Source organism: Streptomyces sp. MS06 (assembly GCF_047200655.1).
Classification (GTDB): domain Bacteria; phylum Actinomycetota; class Actinomycetes; order Streptomycetales; family Streptomycetaceae; genus Streptomyces.
In genome coordinates this window covers 49,325-70,767 of record NZ_JBJZOJ010000017.1, presented here as the reverse complement: position 1 = coordinate 70,767, position 21,443 = coordinate 49,325, and the positions used below count along the sequence as shown (strand labels likewise).

At 76.0% G+C, this 21,443-nt stretch carries 19 protein-coding genes; 8 read left to right on the top strand and 11 right to left on the bottom strand.

Annotated elements, in window-relative coordinates:
• Positions 1-71: 71 nt before the first annotated feature.
• The 3 genes from ACL02U_RS11755 to ACL02U_RS11745 form a co-directional block, all read right to left on the bottom strand.
• Positions 72-4,358, bottom strand: coding sequence for an HAD-IC family P-type ATPase (locus tag ACL02U_RS11755; RefSeq protein ID WP_412790675.1), 4,287 nt, complete (start codon positions 4,356-4,358; stop codon positions 72-74).
• A 12-nt stretch (positions 4,359-4,370) separates the two neighbouring features.
• Positions 4,371-5,069: a hypothetical protein gene (locus ACL02U_RS11750; RefSeq protein WP_412790674.1), complete on the bottom strand. Its 699-nt coding sequence runs from the start codon at positions 5,067-5,069 to the stop codon at positions 4,371-4,373.
• Positions 5,070-5,448: 379 nt separating this feature from the next.
• Complete coding sequence (locus ACL02U_RS11745; RefSeq protein WP_412790673.1) at positions 5,449-6,027, bottom strand: hypothetical protein; 579 nt, start codon at positions 6,025-6,027, stop codon at positions 5,449-5,451.
• A 284-nt stretch (positions 6,028-6,311) separates the two neighbouring features.
• On the opposite strand from ACL02U_RS11745, the gene ACL02U_RS11740 reads away from it, so the two are divergent.
• Positions 6,312-7,397, top strand: coding sequence for a WD40/YVTN/BNR-like repeat-containing protein (locus ACL02U_RS11740; protein WP_412790672.1), 1,086 nt, complete (start codon positions 6,312-6,314; stop codon positions 7,395-7,397).
• 166 nt (positions 7,398-7,563) lie between these two features.
• On the opposite strand, the gene ACL02U_RS11735 is transcribed toward ACL02U_RS11740, so the two are convergent.
• A complete protein-coding gene (locus ACL02U_RS11735) occupies positions 7,564-8,241 on the bottom strand; it encodes a uracil-DNA glycosylase (RefSeq protein ID WP_412790671.1) in 678 nt (225 codons plus the stop codon).
• Positions 8,242-8,563: 322 nt separating this feature from the next.
• On the opposite strand from ACL02U_RS11735, the gene ACL02U_RS11730 reads away from it, so the two are divergent.
• Complete coding sequence (locus tag ACL02U_RS11730; protein ID WP_412790670.1) at positions 8,564-9,571, top strand: N-acetylglucosamine kinase; 1,008 nt, start codon at positions 8,564-8,566, stop codon at positions 9,569-9,571.
• Positions 9,572-9,794: 223 nt separating this feature from the next.
• A complete protein-coding gene (locus ACL02U_RS11725) occupies positions 9,795-10,718 on the top strand; it encodes a sirohydrochlorin chelatase (protein ID WP_412790669.1) in 924 nt (307 codons plus the stop codon).
• A gap of 88 nt (positions 10,719-10,806) precedes the next feature.
• On the opposite strand, the gene ACL02U_RS11720 is transcribed toward ACL02U_RS11725, so the two are convergent.
• Positions 10,807-11,835: a lactonase family protein gene (locus ACL02U_RS11720; RefSeq protein WP_412790668.1), complete on the bottom strand. Its 1,029-nt coding sequence runs from the start codon at positions 11,833-11,835 to the stop codon at positions 10,807-10,809.
• Positions 11,836-11,950: 115 nt separating this feature from the next.
• A complete protein-coding gene (locus ACL02U_RS11715) occupies positions 11,951-13,462 on the bottom strand; it encodes an FUSC family protein (protein ID WP_412790667.1) in 1,512 nt (503 codons plus the stop codon).
• Between the two features lie 270 nt (positions 13,463-13,732).
• On the opposite strand from ACL02U_RS11715, the gene ACL02U_RS11710 reads away from it, so the two are divergent.
• From ACL02U_RS11710 to ACL02U_RS11700, 3 genes are all read left to right on the top strand, one after another.
• Complete coding sequence (locus ACL02U_RS11710) at positions 13,733-14,218, top strand: Lrp/AsnC family transcriptional regulator (protein WP_412790666.1); 486 nt, start codon at positions 13,733-13,735, stop codon at positions 14,216-14,218.
• A 279-nt stretch (positions 14,219-14,497) separates the two neighbouring features.
• Entirely contained in the window at positions 14,498-15,070 is a 573-nt protein-coding gene (locus ACL02U_RS11705) for a TetR/AcrR family transcriptional regulator (protein ID WP_412790665.1), read from the top strand.
• A gap of 74 nt (positions 15,071-15,144) precedes the next feature.
• Positions 15,145-16,371: a GDSL-type esterase/lipase family protein gene (locus ACL02U_RS11700; RefSeq protein ID WP_412790664.1), complete on the top strand. Its 1,227-nt coding sequence runs from the start codon at positions 15,145-15,147 to the stop codon at positions 16,369-16,371.
• On the opposite strand, the gene ACL02U_RS11695 is transcribed toward ACL02U_RS11700, so the two are convergent.
• Positions 16,368-17,168 carry a LysR family substrate-binding domain-containing protein gene (locus ACL02U_RS11695; RefSeq protein WP_412790663.1) on the bottom strand — a complete coding sequence of 267 codons (801 nt, stop codon included), beginning with the start codon at positions 17,166-17,168 and terminating at the stop codon, positions 16,368-16,370. The genes ACL02U_RS11700 and ACL02U_RS11695 overlap by 4 nt on opposite strands.
• Before the next feature lie 58 nt (positions 17,169-17,226).
• On the opposite strand from ACL02U_RS11695, the gene ACL02U_RS11690 reads away from it, so the two are divergent.
• Complete coding sequence (locus ACL02U_RS11690) at positions 17,227-17,631, top strand: DUF5997 family protein (protein WP_412790662.1); 405 nt, start codon at positions 17,227-17,229, stop codon at positions 17,629-17,631.
• A 15-nt stretch (positions 17,632-17,646) separates the two neighbouring features.
• Here the strand turns inward: ACL02U_RS11690 and ACL02U_RS11685 are convergent, their stop codons facing one another.
• The 3 genes from ACL02U_RS11685 to ACL02U_RS11675 form a co-directional block, all read right to left on the bottom strand.
• On the bottom strand, positions 17,647-18,105 hold the full coding sequence (locus tag ACL02U_RS11685; protein WP_412790661.1) for a TIGR03668 family PPOX class F420-dependent oxidoreductase: 459 nt from the start codon (positions 18,103-18,105) through the stop codon (positions 17,647-17,649).
• A 426-nt stretch (positions 18,106-18,531) separates the two neighbouring features.
• Positions 18,532-19,290, bottom strand: a complete 759-nt coding sequence (locus ACL02U_RS11680) for a CbtA family protein (protein ID WP_412790660.1) — start codon at positions 19,288-19,290, stop codon at positions 18,532-18,534.
• A gap of 18 nt (positions 19,291-19,308) precedes the next feature.
• Positions 19,309-19,530 (bottom strand): CbtB domain-containing protein, encoded by a 222-nt coding sequence (locus ACL02U_RS11675; RefSeq protein ID WP_412790659.1) that lies wholly within the window; start codon positions 19,528-19,530, stop codon positions 19,309-19,311.
• A gap of 261 nt (positions 19,531-19,791) precedes the next feature.
• On the opposite strand from ACL02U_RS11675, the gene ACL02U_RS11670 reads away from it, so the two are divergent.
• On the top strand, positions 19,792-20,346 hold the full coding sequence (locus ACL02U_RS11670; RefSeq protein WP_412790658.1) for a histidine phosphatase family protein: 555 nt from the start codon (positions 19,792-19,794) through the stop codon (positions 20,344-20,346).
• A gap of 292 nt (positions 20,347-20,638) precedes the next feature.
• Here ACL02U_RS11670 and ACL02U_RS11665 read toward each other — a convergent pair whose 3' ends face one another.
• Entirely contained in the window at positions 20,639-21,232 is a 594-nt protein-coding gene (locus tag ACL02U_RS11665) for a DinB family protein (protein WP_412790657.1), read from the bottom strand.
• Positions 21,233-21,443: the final 211 nt, after the last annotated feature.

The following is a 21,443-nucleotide window of genomic DNA, read 5'->3' as shown; positions in this document are numbered from 1 at the left end:
GAGGCGCGGGGAGGGAGCGTGCCGCCCGCGCGTCGCGGGTCCCGGGCCGCGCCGGCCGCCCGGCGGTCCGCTCATCCCGGCGGGGGTGATGCGGCGTGCGCCGCCCGGCCGAGCCTCAGCACCGCCCGCTCCACCTCCGGCAGCGCCTGCTGCCCGAGGACCGCGAGGACGATCGCGGCGAGGACCGAGGCCCAGGCGAGCGGTCCGAGCGGGGTGCAGCCGAAGAAGTGGCTCGGCCCGGGAGTCTGCACCAGCAGCACCAGGGCCGCGGCCGAACCGAGCACGGTGGCCCGCACCAGGGGGCTGTCGCGGCGGTCGGCGAGGGTCTGGGCGAGTTGGGTGCCCACCACCGCGCACAACGCCATCGTCGTGGACCGGCGGCGCGTTCCCGGGGTGAACCGGCCGAACAGCCAGGCCACCACCGCGCCCAGGCAGGTGGTGAGGGCCCGGTGGCGGATCTGCCGCATCAGCGGCGTGCCGAGCAGCGACGTGCCGAGCGGCTCACCGGCGTGGCCGGCGGAGGCGGCCGGCCGCGGGGCGACCGCGACGGCCATGGCCGGGAACAGGTCCGTGAACAGGTTCACCAGCAGCATCTGCCGTGTCGACAGCGGCGCGGACCCGCCGAGCAGCGTGCCCACCACGCCGAACCCGACCTCCCCCGCGTTCCCGCCGATCAGGATCGCGATGGCGTCGGCGACGCTGTGCCACAGGGCGCGGCCCTCGCCGACGGCCTCGACGAGCGCGCCGAGGTCGTCGGTGAGGACCAGGTCGGCCGCGTTGCGCGCCGCGGCCGAACCGCGCGCGTTGATGCCGACGCCGACATCCGCGGCACGGATGGCCGCCGCGTCGTTGGCGCCGTCGCCGACCATGCCGACCACCCGGCCGCCGTCCCGAATCGCCTCCACGACCATCAGCTTCTGCTCGGGCGCCACCCGGGCCACCACGCCGGCGCCGCTCAGCATGCGGACGCGTTCCGCCCGGTCGGCGGCGGCGAGTTCGTCCCCGGTGACGACGGTCGTGTCCGCGGCCCACCCGAGCTGCACGGCGATCGCCCTGGCGGTCTGGGGGTGGTCGCCGGTCAGCATCACCGGCCGGACGCCCTCCTCCCGCAGCCCCCGCACCAGCGCCGTGGACGTCTCCCGCGGCACGTCGGCCAGCGCCACCATGCCGGTGAACTCCAGGCCGTGCAACGGCTCGTCGATGACGTCGGCGGCGTCCTCCCCCTCACCGAGGGCTCGCAGAGCCACCGCCAGGACGCGCAGGCCGTCCCGGGCCAGGGAGTGGGCGGTGCCCGCGGCACGGGCCGGAGGACCCGTGCAGGCGGGCAGGACGGTCTCCGGCGCCCCCTTGACCACCAGCACCCGCACCCCGTCCGCGCCGCGTCCCACGGCGGCCGCGTAGCCGCGACCCGCCTCGAACGGCCGGCCCTCGCACTGCTCCCACTCCGGATCGCGGTCGGCGGCGTCCAGGATCGCCTCGTCGGTGGCGTGGACGGGCTGCGCGGTACCGCCGTTGAGCCTCGGGCAGGCGCGCGCGGCGGTCCGCAGCACGTTCCCGTCGCTCGTCCGGGCCCCGTCCGCGCCGGTGGTGCGTACCAGGCGCAGCCGGTTCTCGGTCAGCGTGCCCGTCTTGTCGAAGCAGACGGTGTCCATCCGGCCCAGCGCCTCCAGGGTGCGCGGGGCACGGACCAGGACGCCCCGGTGGCTGAGCCGTCTGGCCGCCGCCAGTTGCGCCACGGTCGCCACCAGCGGAAGTCCCTCCGGGACGGCGGCCACGGCCACGGCCACGCCGCCGCTCACCGCCTGCCGGACCGGAGTGCCGCGCAGCAGCGCCAGCCCGGTCACCGCGGCGCCGCCCGCCAGGGTCAACGGCAGTGCGCGGCCGGTGAGTTCCTGCAGGCGCGCCTGCACGCCCCCGGCCGGCGGTGTGCGGGCGGCCAGGGAGGCGGCGCGGGCCGCCTCGGTTCGCTCGCCGGTCTCCACGACGACGGCGCGGGCTTCCCCGGCCACCACCGTGGTCCCCTCGAAGACCATGCAGTGGCGCTCCGCGACCGGCACGTGGGGGGCGGGATCCGTCTGCTTCTCCACCGGCAGCGACTCGCCGGTGAGCGCCGACTCGTCCACCTCCAGGCCCTCCGTCCACAGCAGGCGCGCGTCGGCGGGGACGACGTCGTCGCCCTGCAGTTCGATCACATCGCCCGGCGCCAGCCGGAACGCGTCCACGGTCCGCGGCCCCGGTTCGGCCGCTACGCGGGCCTTCCGCTTCTGCTCGTCCCGCAGCCCGGACAGCGCCCGCTCGGCACGGAGCCGTTGCACACCGCCGACCAGGGCGTTGATGTCGAGCGCGCCGATGACCAGCAGCGCGTCGACGGCCGAGCCGAGGATCGCGGAGGCCGCCGAGCCGACCGCGAGCACCGGAGTGAGCGGATCGTCCAGTTCGCCGCGTACCGCGCGGGCGAGCCCGACCGTCCAGCGGGCCGGTGCCAGGACCGGTGCACCGCCGGCGGTGCCGACGGCTCGGCGGACGCGGTCGGTGGCGCGTTCCAGCGGGGTCGGCGCCTCCTCCTCGGCCCGGTGGGCGAGACGGTCGCGCACGGTGTCCGGGGCCAGCTCGTGCCACGCCACCCGGGGCCGGGGATGCGGCTCCCGGGCCGCCGCCACGGAGAACGCCGCACGGGCACCGCTCACCAGGGCGACCGCCGCACCGGCGTCGACCGGCGCGTGTCGCAGCCCCGGCAGGGGGGTGCGCCGGCCGCCGCGCGCCCCGCCGACGGCGACGAGCAGCCCGGACAGGGCGGCGCCGGACCGGGCCAGGACCTGGGCCCGGCGCCCGACCACGCGTGCCGCGGGAATCGCGGTCAGCAGCCGCCAGACGTCGGGGGCGCCCCGCGGTACCACCAGGTCCGCTCCCCACACGACGGCGGCGTCCCGGTCCGCGAGCGCGACGGCCACGTCGCCGGCGAGCAGCCCGGCCAGCACGTCCCGGTCGTCGGCCGAGGCGGGCCGGGCGACCGTCATGACGCCGCCGGGCCCGCGCAGCGCCGACACGACCTCGGCGAACCGTCGGCCGCCGCGCACCACGTGGTCGGCGAGGCCGGTGAGTTCCTCCAGTGCGGGATCCTCGACGACCACGACGTCCAGTCCGGCCCGCCGCGCGGCGTCCAGGACGGACTCGGCCCACGGGTCCGCACCGCCGGCGGTGCGCAGCGCGGTGGGGTGCAGCACGAGCGTGCGCACGTTCTCCAACTGCCTCAGCCGCTCCGGATCGCGCACCAGCACACCGGTACGGGCCAGCGCGCAGCCGAGTACGGCGTTGAAGGCGGCGGGGCCGTAGCGGGCGGCCTTGGGCGAGCCGGCCAGCACCGCCTCGGCCGCGTCGGCCGGCTCGTGCTTGACCAGCAGCGTGGCGGCCGCGCCGAGGACGCTTCCGGTGCCCGCGTGGGCGGCGTACTCCTGGGCGGGCGTGGTGCGCAGCGGCGGACGTGTGCGGGCGTCCGGGGCGACGTCGGGGCGGTCCGGTGCGCACAGCAGGTCGTGGTCGGCGTCGAAGGCCGCCGCCCGGGCCACCGCGTCCGCCAGTTGCAGGGTCCGCAGCGCCCCGTCGAGCAGCAGGGCGGTCGGGGTCTGCCCGGTGCCGTGCGCGGCGGCGTTGGCCGCGGCCAGCAGCAGGTCCATCCGCGAGCGGCCCAGCCGTGCGCGCAGCAGGCGGCGAGCGCGGGGGTTCTCCCGCAGCAGGGTCACGGCGGCGGTCACCAGCCGCGGCGAGGGCGGCAGCCGCAGCGAGCGCGCGAGCAGTCCGGCCGCCGTGCCGACCGCGTCGGCCAGCAGCGCCGCCGCGGCCGTCCGCACGCCCGCCGGGTCGCCGGGGTGCGCGAACTCCTCCACCGTCTCGTCCGTCGAGCCGAGGCCGTGCCGACGGGCCAGTCCGGTCGCCCGGTCCACTATCCGGTCGGTCACGCCGCCCTCCGCCGCGGCGACCACCAGCCGCTTCAGCCCGCTGTCCCAGTAGGCGTAGTCGACGTCCGGGCGGCGCTCCAGCGAGGCGGCGACGCGCCGTGCCGCGGGTTCGGCGCCCCCCTCCCGCCGTACCCGCTCCGGGGTCTCGGCGCGGAGCGCCAGGTGTGCCCGGCGCCCCGAACGCCAGGCTCCGGCGCCCGGTCCGTGCAGGGCGGCACGGGCGACCCGGCCCACTCGGAGTGCGCCTTCCGCTCCGCGCGCCCCGGCGCGTGCCGTCCCGGCCACCGCGCCGGCGGTCACGCCGACCGCGGCCGGCGCGCCGCGGGAGAGCAGACGCGGGCCTGCCAGCAGCAGTTCCGCGGCGGCCGCGGAGGACGCTCCCAGCAGTCCCGATCGCCTCACAGCGGCACCACCTCAGGCGGTGCCGCGGTCGCGCGCCGAACCCGAAGACCTCGCTCCGGCCCTCGCACCCGCCCTGGCAGCCGGCTTCGCAGCCGACTTCGCGGCCGGCTTCCTGCGGGTGCCCGCCGTGGTCTTCCTGCCGGTGCCCGCCGTGCTCGTCCTGGCGGTACGCGCTGTCGTCTTCCTGCGGGTGCCCGCCGTGGTCTTCCTGCCGGTACTCCCCGTGACCTGCCCGGTGGGCTTCTCCGCAGCCTTCCCATCCGCGGACTTCCCATCCGCGGACTTCCCGGCCGAAGCCGAACGCGTGCGGCGGGACGCCGCGCCGCCCGAGGAAGTGCGGCGCGTGGAGCCTGAGCCGCTTCGCGCGCCGGAAGGGGCCGCCTCTCCCTCTCCCCCGGCAGCGGCCCCGTGCTCGGGTGCCGACGCCTGCTCGGCGCGGTCGCTCCCGGCCGGCCTGGGCCGGGTCAGCCAGGCCACGGCCGCACCGGTCACGGCGACGGGCCACTCCACCACCCCGGTGACGCCCAGGACCCCGGCTCCGGTGTACACCGCCAGTCGGCGCCCGCGCGGCGACACGGCTCCGACCTTGTCCAGCGTCCCACCGGCCACCCTGCCCGCCAGCCTCACGCCCGGCACCCTGCGCAGGGCGGAGGCCGCGGTGCGCAGCGGGCCCGCCGTAGAGGTCGTCGTGGACGACTGCTGCGTAGCCATGACTCTTCCACCTCGCATGACGGCACGATCCGGTCGGCCGGGTGCCCGGGTTGCGGCCCTTCGTCACCTCGCGGTGCGGCGCGGCTGCGACGGACTCGCACATCGGATACCGGGGCGGGTTCCCCGTGCCGGTAGCCCGGCGTTGGTCCGTCCGTGCGGCGGTGGAGCCGGCACGACCCGGCCGGGCGACGTGAAGCCGCGCCGGACGGCGGCAAGACGGACCGCGACCCGGACGCAGTGCCGCGGCGCCGCACGGCACTCCGCCCGACAGCCGTGGTCCGTACCGCGCCGTGGCCGTCCCGGTCATCCGGCCTGTGATCGAGCCTACGCCGGTGGAGGCGCATGCGCAGGCGAGGAACCGCTGGGGCCCCTGCCGCGGTCAGCCCGTCCGGCCCCGCCACCGGGGTTCGAACCTCGCCCACTCCACGTCCCACTGCCGCACGCGCCGGTACTCCAGCCGGCAGCGGACGGCACGGCCCGCGACGAACGGGACCGCGGCCGTGCTCGCCCCGGCCAGCACTCCGATCAGGGCGGACCTCAGGCGGGCCCGGGAGGCGGTGACGGGCGGGCCGACGAGGCGGCCGGCCGGGTCCGTCCAGACGGTGACCTCGTTACCGCCGGCGCTGTCCGGGCTGACCAGGACCCGGCCGGAGTGCCGGGAACCGTCCGGCGCGGACCAGGTCGCCTCCACCCACACGCGGTCGCCGTCCGAGGCGCCCCGGTCGGCCGGGCCGGGCACGCCTCCCGCGAGGCGCGCGGCGGTCGGCCGCCACTCGGCGCGCTCCCGGGCCAGTCCCCGCTCGACGGAACCGGCGGCCACCAGGCCGGCGAGCACCCCGGCCAGGACGGTGACCGTCCAGGCCGCGAGCAGCACCCAGGCCTCCACCTTGTCGGCGCGGCGCCTGAGCGGGTTGCGCCGCCAGCGCCACAGCCAGACCGTCGGACCTCGGAACGCCATCGAAGGCATCCTCCTCGTGAGCGGGCGAACATCCCGGGCACCGTCCCATACGGGAGGCGGCCGCCCGATGCTCAGGGCGAATCCTCCGGGCCGAGACTGCCATGCGCCGGCGGACCTCGGGTCCATTGCCGTGGAACACGTCCGGGGACGTCCGCTGTGTGCCACAATCGCCGCCCCGACCTGGGTCGACGCCCGCCGGAGAGGTGACTGTCAGTGGTGCGGTGCAGACTGGCCGATGTCCGGGACGAAGACGCCCGGGCGGCAACGTCGCGGAGGTGATCGGCATGGTCGAGGTACTGCTCGCCGTGGGCACGCGCAAGGGCCTGTTCATCGGGCGCCGCCGGGGTGGCGACTGGGAGTTCGACGAGAGTCCCTACTTCAACGCACAGGCGGTCTACTCGCTGGCCGTGGACACCCGGTCGGGCACCCCGCGGCTGCTGGCCGGCGGTGACAGCGCGCACTGGGGACCGTCGGTGTTCCACTCCGACGACCTGGGCCGCACCTGGACTGAGCCGGCCCAGCCGGCCGTCAGGTTCCCGCAGGACACGGGGGCCTCGCTGGAGCGGGTGTGGCAGCTGCACCCGTCGGCGGCGGAGCCGGACGTGGTGTACGCGGGCACCGAGCCTGCCGCGCTGTACCGGTCGGAGGACCGCGGTGAGAGCTTCCGGCTCGTCCGACCGCTGTGGGAACATCCCACCCGCTCCCGGTGGGTGCCGGGCGGCGGCGGGGAGGGCCTGCACACCGTCCTCACGGACGCGCGGGACCCGCGGGCGGTGACGGTGGCCGTGTCGACGGCGGGCGTGTTCCGCACCACCGACGGCGGCGCGAGCTGGGCTCCGTCCAACTCGGGTGTCTCCGCGGTGTTCCTGCCCGACCCGGACCCGGAGTTCGGCCAGTGCGTGCACAAGGTCGCGCGGGACGCGGCCGACCCCGACCGCCTGTACCTGCAGAACCACTGGGGGGTCTACCGCAGCGACGACGCGGGCGGGCACTGGACCGACATCGGCGAGGGCCTGCCGTCCACGTTCGGTTTCGCCGTGGCCGCGCACCCGCACCGCGGGGACACCGCCTACGTCTTCCCGATCAACGCCGACTCCGACCGCGTGCCCGCGGGCCGGCGCTGCCGCGTCTTCAGGACGGCCGACGCCGGCCGGTCATGGGAACCGCTCACCTCCGGCCTTCCTCAGCAGGACCACTACGGCACGGTGTTGCGCGACGCGCTGTGCACGGACGACGCCGACCCGGCGGGCGTCTACTTCGGCAACCGCAACGGCGAGGTGTACGCCTCCGCCGACGACGGCGACAGCTGGCGGCAGTTGGCGTCCCACCTGCCGGACGTGCTGTGCGTGCGGGCAGCGGTCGTGGCCTGAGGCGGCCGGGCCTCGCACGGGGCAACGCCCGGGCTCCGCACACCGGTTGAGTGGGGTTGCCTCCACGCGCGCGGAAAGGCACATGCCTCGGAGCTCACAGCCGGCGAGAGTCCGGCGCCCCCGCGCACGGGGCCGCTGGACTCCGCGCCGTCCGGGTCGACCTGCGCTACGGCAGGCGCCAGTCCACCGGCTGCGCGCCCTGCCGCTGCAGCAGGTCGTTCGCCCTGCTGAACGGACGCGAGCCGAAGAAGCCCCGGTCCGCCGACATGGGCGACGGGTGGGCGGACTCGATCGCCGGGAGATCACCCAGCAGCGGACGCAGATTGCGCGCGTCGCGCCCCCACAGGACGGACACCAGCGGCTTGCCGCGGCCGGCGAGGGCCCGGATCGCCTGCTCGGTGACCTCCTCCCAGCCCTTGCCCCGGTGGGCCGCGGGTTTGCGCGGGGCCGTCGTCAACGCCCTGTTGAGCAACAGCACACCCTGCCGCGCCCACGGCGTCAGATCGCCGTTCGACGGCCTGGGCAACCCGAGGTCGGAGTGCATCTCCCGGAAGATGTTCTCCAGACTTCCCGGCAACGAACGCACCTCCGGCGAGACCGCGAAACTCAGTCCGATGGCCATCCCCGGTGTGGGGTAGGGATCCTGCCCCACGATCAGGACACGGACGTCGTCGAAAGGCTGCTGGAAGGCCCGCAGGACGTTCGCCCCGGACGGCAGGTAGGTCCGTCCCGCCGCTATCTCGGCCCGGAGGAAGTCCCCCATGCCCGCGATGCGTTCGGCCACGGGTTCAAGAGCCTTCGCCCAGCCTGCTTCTACAAGTTCATACAAGGGTCGTGGTGCCACGGCGCCTCACTCTACTGGTGGGTGCCGCGCCCCGGCACAACACGGAACCCTCACGCACGGCCGCCGGGCTTGGCGCTACCCTCCTCCTCGTCGAGTCGTCGAGGTCTTCGGACCGGTCGAGCAGATCAGGACCGGTCGAGCAGATCGCACAGCCGGTCGCCGGAGAGGAGGGGAGCCCGTTGCATCCAGTGATCAAGCCACTGCGCCACGGTCGACGCGCCTGTTCGGCGCCTCGTGTCCGATGCACCGGTCCTGGATCTCCCGCCCGCAGGGTGGGGCCGTCGTTCCCGGGGGGAAGGCGGCCGGTGGACCGGCGCCTGCCGTGACCGGGTCGGCCGCCGCACCGCGACACGCCTTCCTCGCCGTCGACTCGGGTGGCTCCGGACTGCGTGTGGCCCTCGGGACTGCCGGCCGAGGTGTTCTCGGGCAGCGCTCCTGCGGGCAGCCGGTGCGCACCGGGGCACGCGGTATCGATGCGGAGCACCTGATGGAGCTGCTGGTGCCGCTGGTGCGGGCGCTGGGCACCGAGACGGGGATCTCCGCCCCGGGCACTGCGGTGGTCGGGGCGGCCGGGCTGGGCACGCTGGGCGCGGGCCTGCGTGCCGAGCTGCCGGGGGCGCTGCGGCGGGAGTTCGGCGTCCGGCGTCTCGCGCTGGCCGCGGACGCGGTCACCGCCTACGCCGGCGCCCTCGGCGCCCGGCCGGGCGCGGTGGTCGCCGCGGGTACCGGACTGGTCGCCGTCGGTACGGACCTGGTGCGCTGGCGTCGGGCGGACGGTTGGGGACATCTGCTGGGCGACTGCGGTGGCGGCGCGTGGATCGGCCGGGCCGGGCTGGAGGCGGCGCTGCGCGCCCACGACGGCAGGCCGGGCGGGTCGGGGCGGTTGCTGGCCCGGGCCGAGGAGGTGTTCGGGCCGATGCCCTCGCTGCCCGGCGCGCTGTACCCGCGCCCGGACCGGCCGGCCGTGCTCGCCTCGTTCGCCCCGCAGGTGGCCGCCTGCGCCGCGGCGGGAGCCGACCCGGTCGCCGACGGCATCCTGCGGGCGGCCGCCCGGCACATCGCCGAGTCCGCGGCGGCCGTGTGCCCGCCCTCCGGTGCGCCCCGGATCGCGTTGACCGGCGGGCTGCTCAACGTCGGCGCGCCGCTGCTGGTGCCGCTGGAGCGGGAACTGGCCGAGCGGCTTCCGCAGGCCGAGCGCGTGGCACCGGGGGGCGACCCGCTGCACGGCGCGGCGCGCATCGCCGCCGATCTGGCGAGGGACGCCCTCACTCTGCCGGGTGACGCGTCCCTGCTCCGGGTGACGGACGCGGCGGACGCGGACGGGTCGTGAGCGCGAGTTCCGCCCCTGCGCTCGCGGCGGGCCCCGAGGCCTCTGCGCTCGCGGCGGGCGGGTCCCGGCTTCGCGGGACCGGAACGCCGGAGGCCCCGCGGGGCGGCGAACCCGCTGATCACTTCTGATCCGTACGTACCTCATCAGACAAAACCGGACGGATACCGCTCACCTGCCCCCTCCCCGAACAGGGAAGTTCAGGAAGCCAGTAACATGCGGCGCCATGAGTTCCCCCACTGGGCCCGCGTCCGGCCTGCCAGTACGAATGCCGCGCCCCCGCCAGCCGGGACGGCACCGCCGTCCCGAACCGCTGGCGGCTCCCGAGGGCGCGCCCGCGCTCGTCCTCGCGGTGCCCGGCACGCCCAGCACCACCGCCCGCGGCCTCGCCGAGGAGGTCGTGAGCATCGCCCGCTCCGAGCTGCCCGGCCTGGATGCGCGGATCGGGTTCGTGGACGGGGACGACGAGGAGTTCGCCACGCTGCAGGCCGTGCTCTCGCACGCCGCGGAGGAGCGGACCGCACGCTACGAGCAGGCCGTGGCCGCCGGTGTGGAGGTCAAGGAGCCGGAGGGCCCGGTGGCCGTGGTGGTGCCGCTGCTGGCCGGCCCGGACGGCGCCCTGCTGCGTCAGGTCCGCCAGGCCGTCATGGACAGCCGGGTGGCGGCCGAACTGACCGATGTGCTCGGCCCGCACCCGCTGCTGGCGGAGGCACTGCACGTGCGGCTGTCGGAGTCGGGGCTGGCCCGCGCCGACCGCGCCCGCCTGTTCACGGTGGCGACCGCCGCGGACGGCATCGTGCTGGCCTCGGTCGGCGGCGAGGAGGCCGTGCAGGCGGCCGGCATCACCGGCATGCTGCTCGCCGCAAGGCTGGCCGTGCCGGTGATGGCTGCCGCGCTCGACCAGGAGGGCTCGATCGCCTCCGTGGCCGAGCAGTTGCGGTCCTCGGGTTCGCAGCAGCTGGCGCTGGCGCCCTACCTGATCGGCCCGGAGGTGGACCCGGCGCTGGTCGCGGGGGCCGCCGAGGAGGCCGGCTGCTCGGCCGCCGAGGCCCTGGGCGCCTACCCGGCCGTCGGCAAGCTCGCTCTGGCCAAGTACACGACGGCGCTGGGCATCACCCCGCAGCAGTCCCAGGGCACGCCGGCCCACTGATCCAGCACCACCACGGACGCCGCAGGACGAGGGCCCGCTCTGCTTCCCGGAGCGGGCCCTTCGGCATGCGGGCGCGGGGCGGGGCCGGTCAGCCGAAGACCACGCAGGACGCCGCCGTCACCCGGACGGAGCCGACACGCCGCGGCAGTCCGCCGTCCGGGTCGAGGGCGAACCAGGTGACGTCGCCGGAGCGCTCGTTGGCGACGTAGAGGCGGCCGCCCTCGCAGGTGAGGGCGCGGGGCCAGCGTCCACCGCACGACACCGTGCCGAGCAGCCGGAGTGCCGCTCCCCCTTCCTCGACGGCGAACGTCGACACCACGTCGTCGCCGCGGGTGGCGATCCACGCCCGGCGCCCGTCCGGGGAGACGGCGATCCCCGACGGGTAGGCGTCGCCGGCGGGCGCGCCGGGCAGCACCGCCGTCTCGGCGAGGGGCCGCAGCGAGCCGGCGGCGGCGTCCCAGCGGCAGACGGTGACGGTCGGGGAGAGTTCGTTGACGACGTAGGCGTACGGCGCGCGGGGGTGGAAAGCCAGGTGGCGGGGCCCCGACCCCGGCCGCAGGGCGGTCTCCCGGTGCAGTACGGGCCGGCCGCCGTCCAGTGCGCACACCCGTACCGAGTCGGTGCCCAGGTCGACGCTGACCGCCCAGCGTCCGCTGGGGTCGGGCTGCACCTGGTGGGCGTGCGGGCGCTGCTGGCGCGGGGTGTGGGGGCCGGATCCGGTGTGCCGGAGGACACCGGAGGCGGCCGGGGCGAGTGTCCCGTCGGCGCGTACCGGCACGGCGGTGACGCTGCCGGACCCGTAGTCCGCGGTGAGCAGGTGGCCGTCGTGCAGGCCGAGGTGGGTCGGCCCGCTGCCCACCGGCACCCGCGGGCCGGCCTGCTCGGGCTTGTCACCGTCCACGCGGTGGGCGTACACCGCGCCGTCGACGGTCTCGCTGACCGCGTAGAGGGTGCGTCCGTCGGGGGCGAGGGCCAGGCAGGAGGGGTCGGGCACGGCGCCCGAGGTACTGAGGACGGTGAGGGCGCCGCTGTCCCCGGCCACCGCCGCGGTCACGATGCCGGGGCCGCCGGCCGCCGTGAAGGAGCCGATGAACGCCCGCCGCCCGCCGTCCGGCACCGCTGATCCCCTCTCGCCGTGAGGCTCTTTCCGGGGGACGGTAGCAGTCGGCCGACCGCGCTTCGGGGCCGCCGGGGCGCGCCGCGCCGGGTGCGGGGCGGCCGTGCGGGTGGTTTCAGGCGCCGACGAGCGGTGAGCCGGACGGGGCGCGCAGTGGTGCGGCGAGTTCGGCCAGGGCCCGCTCCAGACCGTGCAGGTGGGCGAGGACCGGTTCGGCCGCGGTCTGCCGGTCGGCCACCGCGGCCCGGGCGGTCGGGACCGCGGTGGCCGGCCCCCGGTCGGTCAGGGCCTCCACGGCCGCCTCCACCCGCCAGCAGGCCGCGGCGAGGCGGGCGTCGTGGGAGGCCTCCGGGTCGGCGGCGACGGAGACCAGGCCGCGGACCTCGCGGGCGCAGTCGTCGAGCAGCGCCAGCACGCGCCCTGCGCGCTCCTTGCGGCCGAGCATCGGGTTCAGGGGGTGGACCAGCGGGGCGACGGAGAGCCGTACCCGCCCGAGCAGCTGCTCCAGTTCGGCCACCCGCGGGGCGGGATCGGCGTCCGGCGCGCCGGCGAGGCGGGCGGCGGTGACGGCGGTGCAGGTGTGCACGCAGCGCAGGGCGCGCTGGATCCAGGCGTCGGTGACGGCGTGGGTCGTGACGGGCAGCAGGAACAGCACGGCGAGGGCGGCGCCGAGCGCCCCGACGCCCGTCTCCGCCAGCCGCAGCCCGAGCAGGCCGGGGTCCAGCACGCCGAGGAGGCCGTACAGCAGTTCGGCGAGCAGGGTGACGCACAGCATCATCCAGGTGTAGGAGACGGCGGCCGTGTAGAAGATGCCGAAGACGCAGGCGGCGACGAGGACGGCGGTGGGCAGGGGTGCGCCGTTCACCGGGACGGCGACGGCGAATCCCAGAGCGAGGCCCAGCACGGTGCCCGCGACGCGGCGGAAGCCGCGGACCAGGGTCTCGCCGCGGGAGGTGGTGTTGACGAAGATCCACCAGGTGGCGCCGACCGCCCAGTACCAGCGGTCCCCGGAGACGAGCTGGCCGGCGACGAGGGCGAAGCCCGCCCCGGCGGTCGCCTGGACGGCCTGCCGGGTGGTCACCCGGGCCAGGCCGGTGCCGCCCGGCGGAGCAGGTACGGGTGCCGGAGGCAGCCGCCGCTCGTAGCACCACAGTCCGAAGCGGACCGCGGAGGCGACGAGCACGGACAGTGTGACGGCGGCGAACAGTCCGGGGAGCTGTCCGGGTGTCGCGCGCAGGAACTGGGCGACGAAGAAGGTCATGAAGGCGAACACGCCGAGACTGTGGCCGCGCGGTCCGAACCGGCGCGCGTACACGCCCGCTCCGACGACGGCGAGGAAGGCGAGGTCGCGCGGGAGGGGGTGGCCGTGCAGTCCGGCGGCGGCGGCGAGGACGGGCAGTCCGACGGCCGGAAGGAGCGCGGTGGTGACCGCCTGCCCGCGCACGGTGCTGTCGGTGACGGTGAACAGGGCGAGCAGGGCGGCGAGGCCGCCGGTGACGGCGCCGGGCAGGGTGAGCCCGGCAAGGCCGCACGCGCCGGTCGCCAGACCGACGCCGAGGACGGCCCGGGCGGCGAAGCGCAGCCGCGTCCGCCCCGGGTCCGCATGCGCGAACACCGTCTTCAGCACCGTCTACCGCCTCCTTCTCGGGTGGCCTTCAGCCGTCCGAAGTCGTCGCACGAAAAAGGCGCCGCGGGATCCGCAGCGCCATCGACACGCCTATGACAGCATCGGAAGGGACACTGGCTCAAGTCGGCGCCCGGGTGCTGGGCCATTGGCCCAGTGGGGACGCGGCCCCGGTCGCTCCGGCCGGACCATCGGACCAGGGCCGGCGGGCCGCCGCGGCGGGTGGCGGTCACCGCCCGGGTCGGCCGTGGGCAGGGAGGAGGGCGGAGCGGTATGGCGGTGGACGAGTTGGACACCCGCATCCTGCGGCTGCTGCTGGAGCAGCCGCGGACGAGCCTGCGCGAGTACGCCCGCGTTCTCGGGGTCGCCCGGGGGACACTCCAGGCCCGCCTGGACCGACTGGAACGGGACGGCGTGATCACGGTCACGGGCCCCGCCCTGTCCCCTGCCGCGCTCGGCCATCCGGTGCTGGCGTTCGTGCACATCGAGGTGACCCAGGGACACCTGGACGAGGTGGGCGACACGCTGGCGGGCGTGCCGGAGATCGTCGAGGCGTTCTCGATCACCGGCGGTGGGGACCTCCTCACCCGGGTCGTGGCCCGCGACAACGCCCATCTGGAGGACGTGATCCAGAAGCTGATCGGCCTGCCCGGCGTGGTGCGCACCCGGACCGAGGTGGCCCTGCGCGAGCGGGTGCCGCACCGGTTGCTGCCGCTGGTGGAGGCGGTCGGCCGGTCGGCGGGGAAGCGAAAGCCCTAGCCTGCCGGCCCCGCCGCGCACGCGTCGGCGTCCGCCGACCCTCCCACCGGCCACGTGCCGATTCCACCGGCCACCTGCCGGCCTGCGCACGCCCCCTCGGCAGCCGCCTGCCGTCGCCCGCCGGCCGTCCCTTCCCGGTTGCCCGCCGCCTCCGCCCGCCCCCGTGGCCGCCCTCTCGTGCCGCCCGTGCGGGCATCCCTGCGATCCTCCACCTGAAAGCAGTTTGCCTAAAAGCTTTAGGTAGATGCATGGTTGCCATAGGCGAAGAAGGAGAGGGTCATGGCAGAGCGTGCGGGACTCAGCGCGGAGCGTCTGGTACGGGCGGGAGCGGAGCTGGCCGACGAGGCTGGCTTCGAGCAGGTCACCCTCTCGGCCCTGGCCAGGCGGTTCGACGTGAAGGTCGCGAGTCTGTACTCGCACCTGCGGAACTCCCGGGACCTCAGGACCCGTATCGCCCTGCTCGCTCTGCAGGAACTCGCCGACCGCGCCGCCGACGCACTGGCCGGCCGGGCCGGCAAGGACGCCCTGACCGCCTTCGCGAACGCCTACCGCGACTACGCCCGGGAGCACCCCGGCCGCTACGCCGCAGCCCGGCTCCGCCTGGACCCGGAGACCGCGGCGGCCAGCGCAGGCGTCCGGCACACGCAGATGACGCGGGCGATCCTGCGCGGCTACGACCTCGCCGAGCCCGACCAGACCCACGCCGTCCGTCTGCTGGGCAGCGTCTTCCACGGCTTCGTGGACCTGGAACTGGCGGGGGGATTCCAGCACAGCGCACCCGACTCGGAGGAGTCCTGGGTGCGGACCCTGGACGCCCTGGACTCCCTGCTGCGGGCTTGGCCCGAGCACTGACCCCGGCCACCCGCCCGCAGGCCGCCGGCCGCGGCCGGGACGGCCGTTCGCACCACCCCCGAGGCAGGAACCCCATGCACACCGAACAACCCGGCCACCACTGGATCACCACCCCCCTCACCCCGGACCTGCTCCGCGGCGCACTCGACCTGGAACGCACCGAGCACGGCCTGCTGCCCCACCGGCTGCCCGCCCGGGCCCGCGCGCAGAACACCGACGCCCAGCTCGCCATGGCCGAGTCCCAGCCCTCCGGCGTGCGGCTGGTCTTCCGTACCCGCGCCACCGCCGTCGAGCTGGACACACTGCCCACGAAGCGGGTCTACACCGGTGCCCCGCCCCGCCCGGACGGCGTCTACGACCTGCTGGTCGACGGCCTGCCCGCAGGGCAGGGCAGCGTGGCCGGCGGCCACACCCTGACCCTGGACATGACCACGGGCGGCGCCGAGCACCGGGCCGGCGCGCCCGGCACGCTCCGCTTCACCGATCTGCCCGACCGGGAGAAGGACGTCGAGGTCTGGCTCCCGCACAACGAGACCACCGAACTCGTGGCCCTGCGCACCGACGCGCCCGTGACGCCGGTCCCGGACCGGGGCGACCGGGTGTGGCTGCACCACGGGAGCTCGATCAGCCACGGCTCCGACGCGGCGAGCCCCACCACCACCTGGCCCGCCCGCGCCGCCCGCCTCGCCGGTGCGGACCTGATCAACCTGGGACTCGGCGGCAGCGCCCTGCTCGACCCGTTCACGGCACGGGCCCTGCGCGACACCCCGGCCGACCTGATCAGCCTGAAGATCGGCATCAACCTGGTCAACGCCGACCTGATGCGGCTGCGCGCGTTCACTCCGGCGGTGCACGGCTTCCTCGACACCGTCCGCGAGGGCCACCCGACCACCCCGCTGCTCGTCGTCTCGCCCCTGCTGTGCCCGATCCACGAGGACACCCCCGGACCGACCGCGCCGGACCTGTCCGCTCTGGGCGAAGGGCGGCTCGGCTTCCTCGCGGCCGGCGATCCCGCCGAGCGCGCCCAGGGGAAGCTGACTCTCTCCGTCATACGGGACGAGCTGGCCCGCATCGTGCGGCAGCGGGCGGCGCACGACCCGCACCTGCACCACCTCGACGGCCGCGCCCTGTACGGCGAGTCCGACGCCGCCGAGTCGCCGCTGCCCGACGCGCTGCACCCGGACGCCGACACCCATCTCCGCATCGGCGAACGCTTCGCCGAGCTGGCCTTCGGCACCGGCGGCGCCTTCGCCGCCGCGGGCGACCGACCGGGCGGCGAGGGGTCCCCCGGACGCCCCTAGGAACGTCGGCGGGGCCTGCCGCGGCGGGCGGCGGACCGGGGCGAGCCCGATCGGCCTCGGGTGTCCCGGCCCGCCGTCCCGCCGGACGCGGCCTTCTTCCCGCCGGACGCGGCCTTCTTCGCGGGCTTCTTCGCCGCGGGCTTCTCCCGGCGCTCCTGGCGGGCCTGCTCCGCGGACGGCTGGGGACGGCGGCCCCGGGTGCTGTTGACCGTACGTCCGCGGACGATCCCGATGAAGTCCTCGACCAGGTCCGTCGTCGCCTGCTCGGGCCACGCCAGGGCCACCTGCGACTGCGGGGCGTCGGTGAGCGGACGGTAGGTGAGATCCCGGCGGTGGTGCAGACGGGCCAGGGACTGGGGCACGCAGAGCAGACCCACTCCGGCCGCGACCAGCTCCACGGCGTCCGCCGTGGTCGCGGGCCGCTCGAAGGCCGGCTCCCCCGGCGGCCGCTCCCAGCCGAGCACGTCGTCGAGGGGGTGGAACAGGACCTCCTCGGCGAGATCGTCGAGGGTCACCTCGTCGGCCGCGGTGACGAGATGGTCCTTGGGGACCACCACGACCGTCGTCTCGGTGTAGAGCGGGATGGCGCTGAACACCGTGCGGTCGACCGGCAGCCGTACCAGACCCGCGTCGGCCCGACCCTCGCGCAGCGCGCCCGGTGCCTCGGCGGCGGGCACCTGCTGCAGGTCGAGGGGGACGTCGGGCAGGCGCTCGTTCCAGATCCGCACCCACTTGGCGGGCATGACTCCGGGGACGTACGCGAGGCGGAACGAGGGCGAGTCTTGCGAGCCGGTCACCCCGCAAGGCTACCCGGCGCGGCCGGGAGCCCCCGTCCGGGCCGATACGCTGGACCGCATGAAGTCGCAGCAGTCCACCCAGTCCATGAAGCCCGCCACGGCGGCGAAGAAGCTGGGTGTGTACCTCCCCGCCACCCCCGCCGAGTTCCGGGAGGGCGCCGTCACCCGGGCGGAGCTCGGCGAACTCCAGGCGAATCCGCCCGCGTGGTTGCAGGAGCTGCGCCGCACCGGCCCGCACCCCCGTCCGGTGGTCGCGGCGAAGCTCGGTGTGTCCATCTCGGGCCTGGCCCGCGGCGGGGTGACCGAGCCCCTCACCACCGAGCAGATCGAGACGCTGAAGCAGGACATGCCCGAGTGGCTGGGCAGGGAGCGCGCCACCCAGGCGGAGGTGCGCAAGGAGGCGGCCCGGCTGAAGCAGCGCGACACCGAGCGCGCCGAGCGCGACGCCGGCCGGCGCGACTGATCCGGTCGGGCGTCGTCAGCCCCGGTCGTCCTCGGCGGCCGCCCGCCATCCGGTCCACCGGTGCACGGCGACCACGACCACCGGCCCGTCCGGGGGCTGGTCACGGTACTGGGGGTACTTCCGCCGCAGCAGTTCGAGGGCGGCGGCGTACTCGCCCTGCTCGGGTCCGTCCACCGCGTCCGGCGGCAGGATGCGGGCGCCGCCGTCGGCGCGCACCCACCAGAGGCGGTCCCAGTCCTCGACGTAGTCGTCCGCGAGCAGGCTGACCGCCGGGTGCACGGCGATGTGGTGCAGCCGCCTGAGCCGCCGGGACCGCTTGGGTTTGCGGTCGACGGCGGTGACGACCTCGTCGCCGCGGACGGCGAACACGATCGGCACCAGGTGCGGCCGCCCTCCGGGGTCGAGCGTGGCCAGCCGTGCGACCCTGGCGCCGCCGAACCGCTCGCGCGCCTCGTCCTGCTCCATGTCCGGCACCGTCGGGCTCCTTTCCGTCACCGGTGCGCCGAGCGGGCACCGGCGCACGTCCCGGGCCGGGCGGGCCCGGGTCGCTCCCGCAGCGGGCCGGCGGACGCGGTGCGGACGCGGTGAGAGCTCCGGGCGGACGCCGCAGGGAACTGCGGCACTGCCTCCCACCGCCTGACGGCCCGTGGTTGCCGGGCGGGGGCCGTGGACGATGCCGCGGACCGAGACGATGCCGCGGACCGAGCGACCCGCACCCGGTGCGTTTCGGCCCCGGGTACCCGCTCAGGGCCGCCGATGTCGACCCCGGCCGGGGAAGAACGCCGGGCCCTCTGCGGGCGGCCGCCCGTCGCTTCGGGCTCCGCCGGTCGGAACCCCGGGCACCTGCGCGTGCGGGGCCGGTGCCGGTCGCGCCCCCGGCACCGGCCCCGCACGAGACGATCAGACGGCGGTGGAGGCCCCCGACGCGGCGGCCGGGGCCGGAGCGGCGGAGAGTGGCCCGAGCACCCGTTCGGCGAGAACACCGAAGATCACTCCGAAGGCGGCCCACAGCATCGCCTGGATCCCTGTGGAGGCCAGGCGGAACTGCCACAGCACGGCGGCCGGGAAGTCGCCGGGGGTCTCGTCGACGGCCGGCAGGAAGGCCATCGCCGCCGCCACGACCGCGAGGAACGCGACCAGGGCTGCGAGGGTGGCGTTCCAGTTGCCCCACCGGGCCGCGAGACGCCGGCCGAGGAGCACGGTGCCCACGGCCACCAGCACCGTCAGTGCGATCATCAGGAAGTACAGTGCGGTGCGCTTGCCGATGGTGTCCGGATCATTGGCGCCCGGCGGATTCGCCGGGTACTTCAGAAACGGCACCAGGTAGACGGTGGTGAAGGCGGCACCGGCCACCAGGGCCGCGGTGGCCCGCGCCCCGAAGCGGCCGACGCGCCCGAGGGCGAAGCAGAACACCAGCGCGGCGATGCCGCCCACCGCGGTGCCGAAGACCAGCACCGCGGTGGCCAGACCGGTGGTGGACTGCATGGCCCGGCCGACCAGTTCGGCGCCGTGCTCGTGCGGGTGGGCGTCCTCGTAGGCGATGCCCGCGTCGACACCCGGCTCACCCAGGAGGTAGGCCGGCCCGAACGCCAGCAGCCCGGCGGCGACACCTGCGAGCATCCCGCGCACCAGCAGCGCGCGGACGATGGCGGAGTCCATCTGCTGCTCCCCGCGCCCTCAGTGGCAGGGGAAGCCGAGCAGGTGCCGGCCGTCGTGGACCCACTCGTGGACACCGGCGCCGGAGAACAGCGACACGGCGCCCTGCTCCGCGCCGACGAAGTAGAGCAGGATCAGCATCAGCAGGCCGAAGAACGCCGCCCACGGAAGGATCGCGCGGATCGGCAGCTTGGCGACGGCGGGCGGGGTGAGCGGGGCGGGGGCGATGGCGGACTGGGCCATGGCGGACCTCCTTCGGGAACACGCGTCCCGGGTAGGTGGAGCACGCGACGACGGAGCGGGGGTCTGACTCGCCGGGTCGGCGCCCTGGGAAGGGCGTCGCCGGGCACACAGTGGCGCGACCGTGCCGGACTTGCACCGGACTTCCAACCGCACCGTCGTCCTGGTCCTCCAGACGGTACCGGCACACCGTGCACCCGGCCAAGACGCCCTGCCCCTGACCGACATGACGCGGATCTCCCTCACGGCACTAGCCTCACGCCCATGACGATCCGGCTCACCCTCCTCGCCCCGGCCCCCGCAGCGGCCCCGCGCGGGGCGCGCGTCGACGACGACGGTCCGCTCGACGAGGCGGGCAGGCGGCAGGTCCGCGCCGTCGCCGCCGGTGTGCCGAGCGCAAGGCGGCACCTCACCTCCCCTTCCGGCCGCTGCCGGCAGACCGCGGCCGAACTGGGCCTGGACGCCGAGGTGGAGACCGATCTGCGCGAACTGGACCTGGGCTCCTGGCACGGCCGGACCCTCGACGAACTGGCGGCCGGCGAGCCGGAGGCCCTGGCCGAGTGGACCACCGACCCCGCCTCGGCCCCGCACGGCGGCGAGTCCGTCGTGCGGCTCTGCCGGCGCATCGGCGACTGGCTGGACCACCTGCCCGGCAACGCCGGGCGCGTCCTGGCCGTCACCCCGGCCTCCGTGGCCCGCGCGTCCGTGGTGCACGCCCTGGGAGCGCCCCCGGACGCCTTCTGGCGGATCGACGTCCCGCCGCTGACGCAGGTCCGCCTCACCGGCCGGAACCACCGCTGGAACCTCCGCTTCGGCTGACCGGCGCCGGATGTCCCGGCAGGTCGGAACGGCCCGCCGGCCCCCTGCCGGGCCGGGGCGGCGACGGTGTCCGGATCACCTCGGGTCCCGTCGGATCACCTCGGGTCCCGTCGGATCACCTCGGGTGCCGTCGGATCACCTCGCCTCGCCGTCGGCGTACCGGCCGTGCGGTCGCAGGACGTCGAGTGACCGGTCGGGCAGGGGTCCCGCGGAGGCCGCGACGCCGGGTCGCCGGAACGCCGGACGCGGGCCGGCGGGAGGAGCGGCCCGGCCGGCCGGGTCCGGCGCGCGGTCAGGCGCCTTCGCCCGCCTCCCGGGCCGCACTCTCCAACCGGCCGCGGTACGCCTCCCACCATGCGGTGTCCCCCGGAGCCATGCTGTTCCCGCCCGGGCCGAGGCCGACGGCTCCGTCGACGAGTTCCCGCAGGATGTCGGCGTGCCCCGCGTGCCGGTGGGTGTCGGAGAGCACCCGCACCAGGGCCTGACGCAGCGTCAACTCGTTCCTGCCGTCGGGCCACCACGGCACCGCGCCGACGTCTTCCGGCGCGAGCGCCTCGATCGTCGCACCGGCGTGCGCCCAGGCGCGGCGGTACAGCTCCACGATGCCGTCGCGGGACTCCTCGGCGGTGGCCCACATGTCCGCGTTGGACTCGGCTGCGGCGTCGAGCCAGGGCAGCGGCTCGCCGGACGGACGGCCGAAGGCCTCGCCGAGGTAGCCCAGCTCCACACCGGCGAGGTGTTTGACCAGTCCGAGGAGGTTGGTACCGGTGGGCGTCAGCGGGCGGCGGACGTCGTACTCGGAGAGGCCGTCCAGCTTCCAGAGCACGGAGTCGCGGGCGGCCTGGAGGGAGAGGAGCAGATCGGCCTTGGGGTCCGAGGGGGTCATGGGGCCAGTGTGCCGGGCCGCCCACGGTCCACGGTCACCGGTTCTCCCCTGGGGGGGTACCGCCCGGGGGCGGCCGGGACGGGGCGCCGTCGGGCTCTCCACCCGCCTGGACTCCATACCCCCTAGGGGTATAATCTCCGACAGGTGGGAGGAAGGGTGGACCCGCCACCCGACCCCTGCAGCAACCCGCGCACCAGGAAGACAAGGAAGA

Excerpts from the sequence above, each read along its gene's own strand:
- ACL02U_RS11680 (WP_412790660.1), bottom strand. The coding sequence starts at position 19,290 with ATGGACTCCGCCATCGTCCGCGCGCTGCTGGTGCGCGGGATGCTCGCA.
- ACL02U_RS11740 (WP_412790672.1), top strand. The coding sequence starts at position 6,312 with ATGGTCGAGGTACTGCTCGCCGTGGGCACGCGCAAGGGCCTGTTCATC.
- ACL02U_RS11750 (WP_412790674.1), bottom strand. The coding sequence starts at position 5,069 with ATGGCTACGCAGCAGTCGTCCACGACGACCTCTACGGCGGGCCCGCTG.
- ACL02U_RS11745 (WP_412790673.1), bottom strand. The coding sequence starts at position 6,027 with ATGGCGTTCCGAGGTCCGACGGTCTGGCTGTGGCGCTGGCGGCGCAAC.
- ACL02U_RS11665 (WP_412790657.1), bottom strand. The coding sequence starts at position 21,232 with ATGACCCCCTCGGACCCCAAGGCCGATCTGCTCCTCTCCCTCCAGGCC.
- ACL02U_RS11725 (WP_412790669.1), top strand. The coding sequence starts at position 9,795 with ATGAGTTCCCCCACTGGGCCCGCGTCCGGCCTGCCAGTACGAATGCCG.
- ACL02U_RS11710 (WP_412790666.1), top strand. The coding sequence starts at position 13,733 with ATGGCGGTGGACGAGTTGGACACCCGCATCCTGCGGCTGCTGCTGGAG.
- ACL02U_RS11705 (WP_412790665.1), top strand. The coding sequence starts at position 14,498 with ATGGCAGAGCGTGCGGGACTCAGCGCGGAGCGTCTGGTACGGGCGGGA.
- ACL02U_RS11670 (WP_412790658.1), top strand. The coding sequence starts at position 19,792 with ATGACGATCCGGCTCACCCTCCTCGCCCCGGCCCCCGCAGCGGCCCCG.
- ACL02U_RS11700 (WP_412790664.1), top strand. The coding sequence starts at position 15,145 with ATGCACACCGAACAACCCGGCCACCACTGGATCACCACCCCCCTCACC.
- ACL02U_RS11675 (WP_412790659.1), bottom strand. The coding sequence starts at position 19,530 with ATGGCCCAGTCCGCCATCGCCCCCGCCCCGCTCACCCCGCCCGCCGTC.
- ACL02U_RS11690 (WP_412790662.1), top strand. The coding sequence starts at position 17,227 with ATGAAGTCGCAGCAGTCCACCCAGTCCATGAAGCCCGCCACGGCGGCG.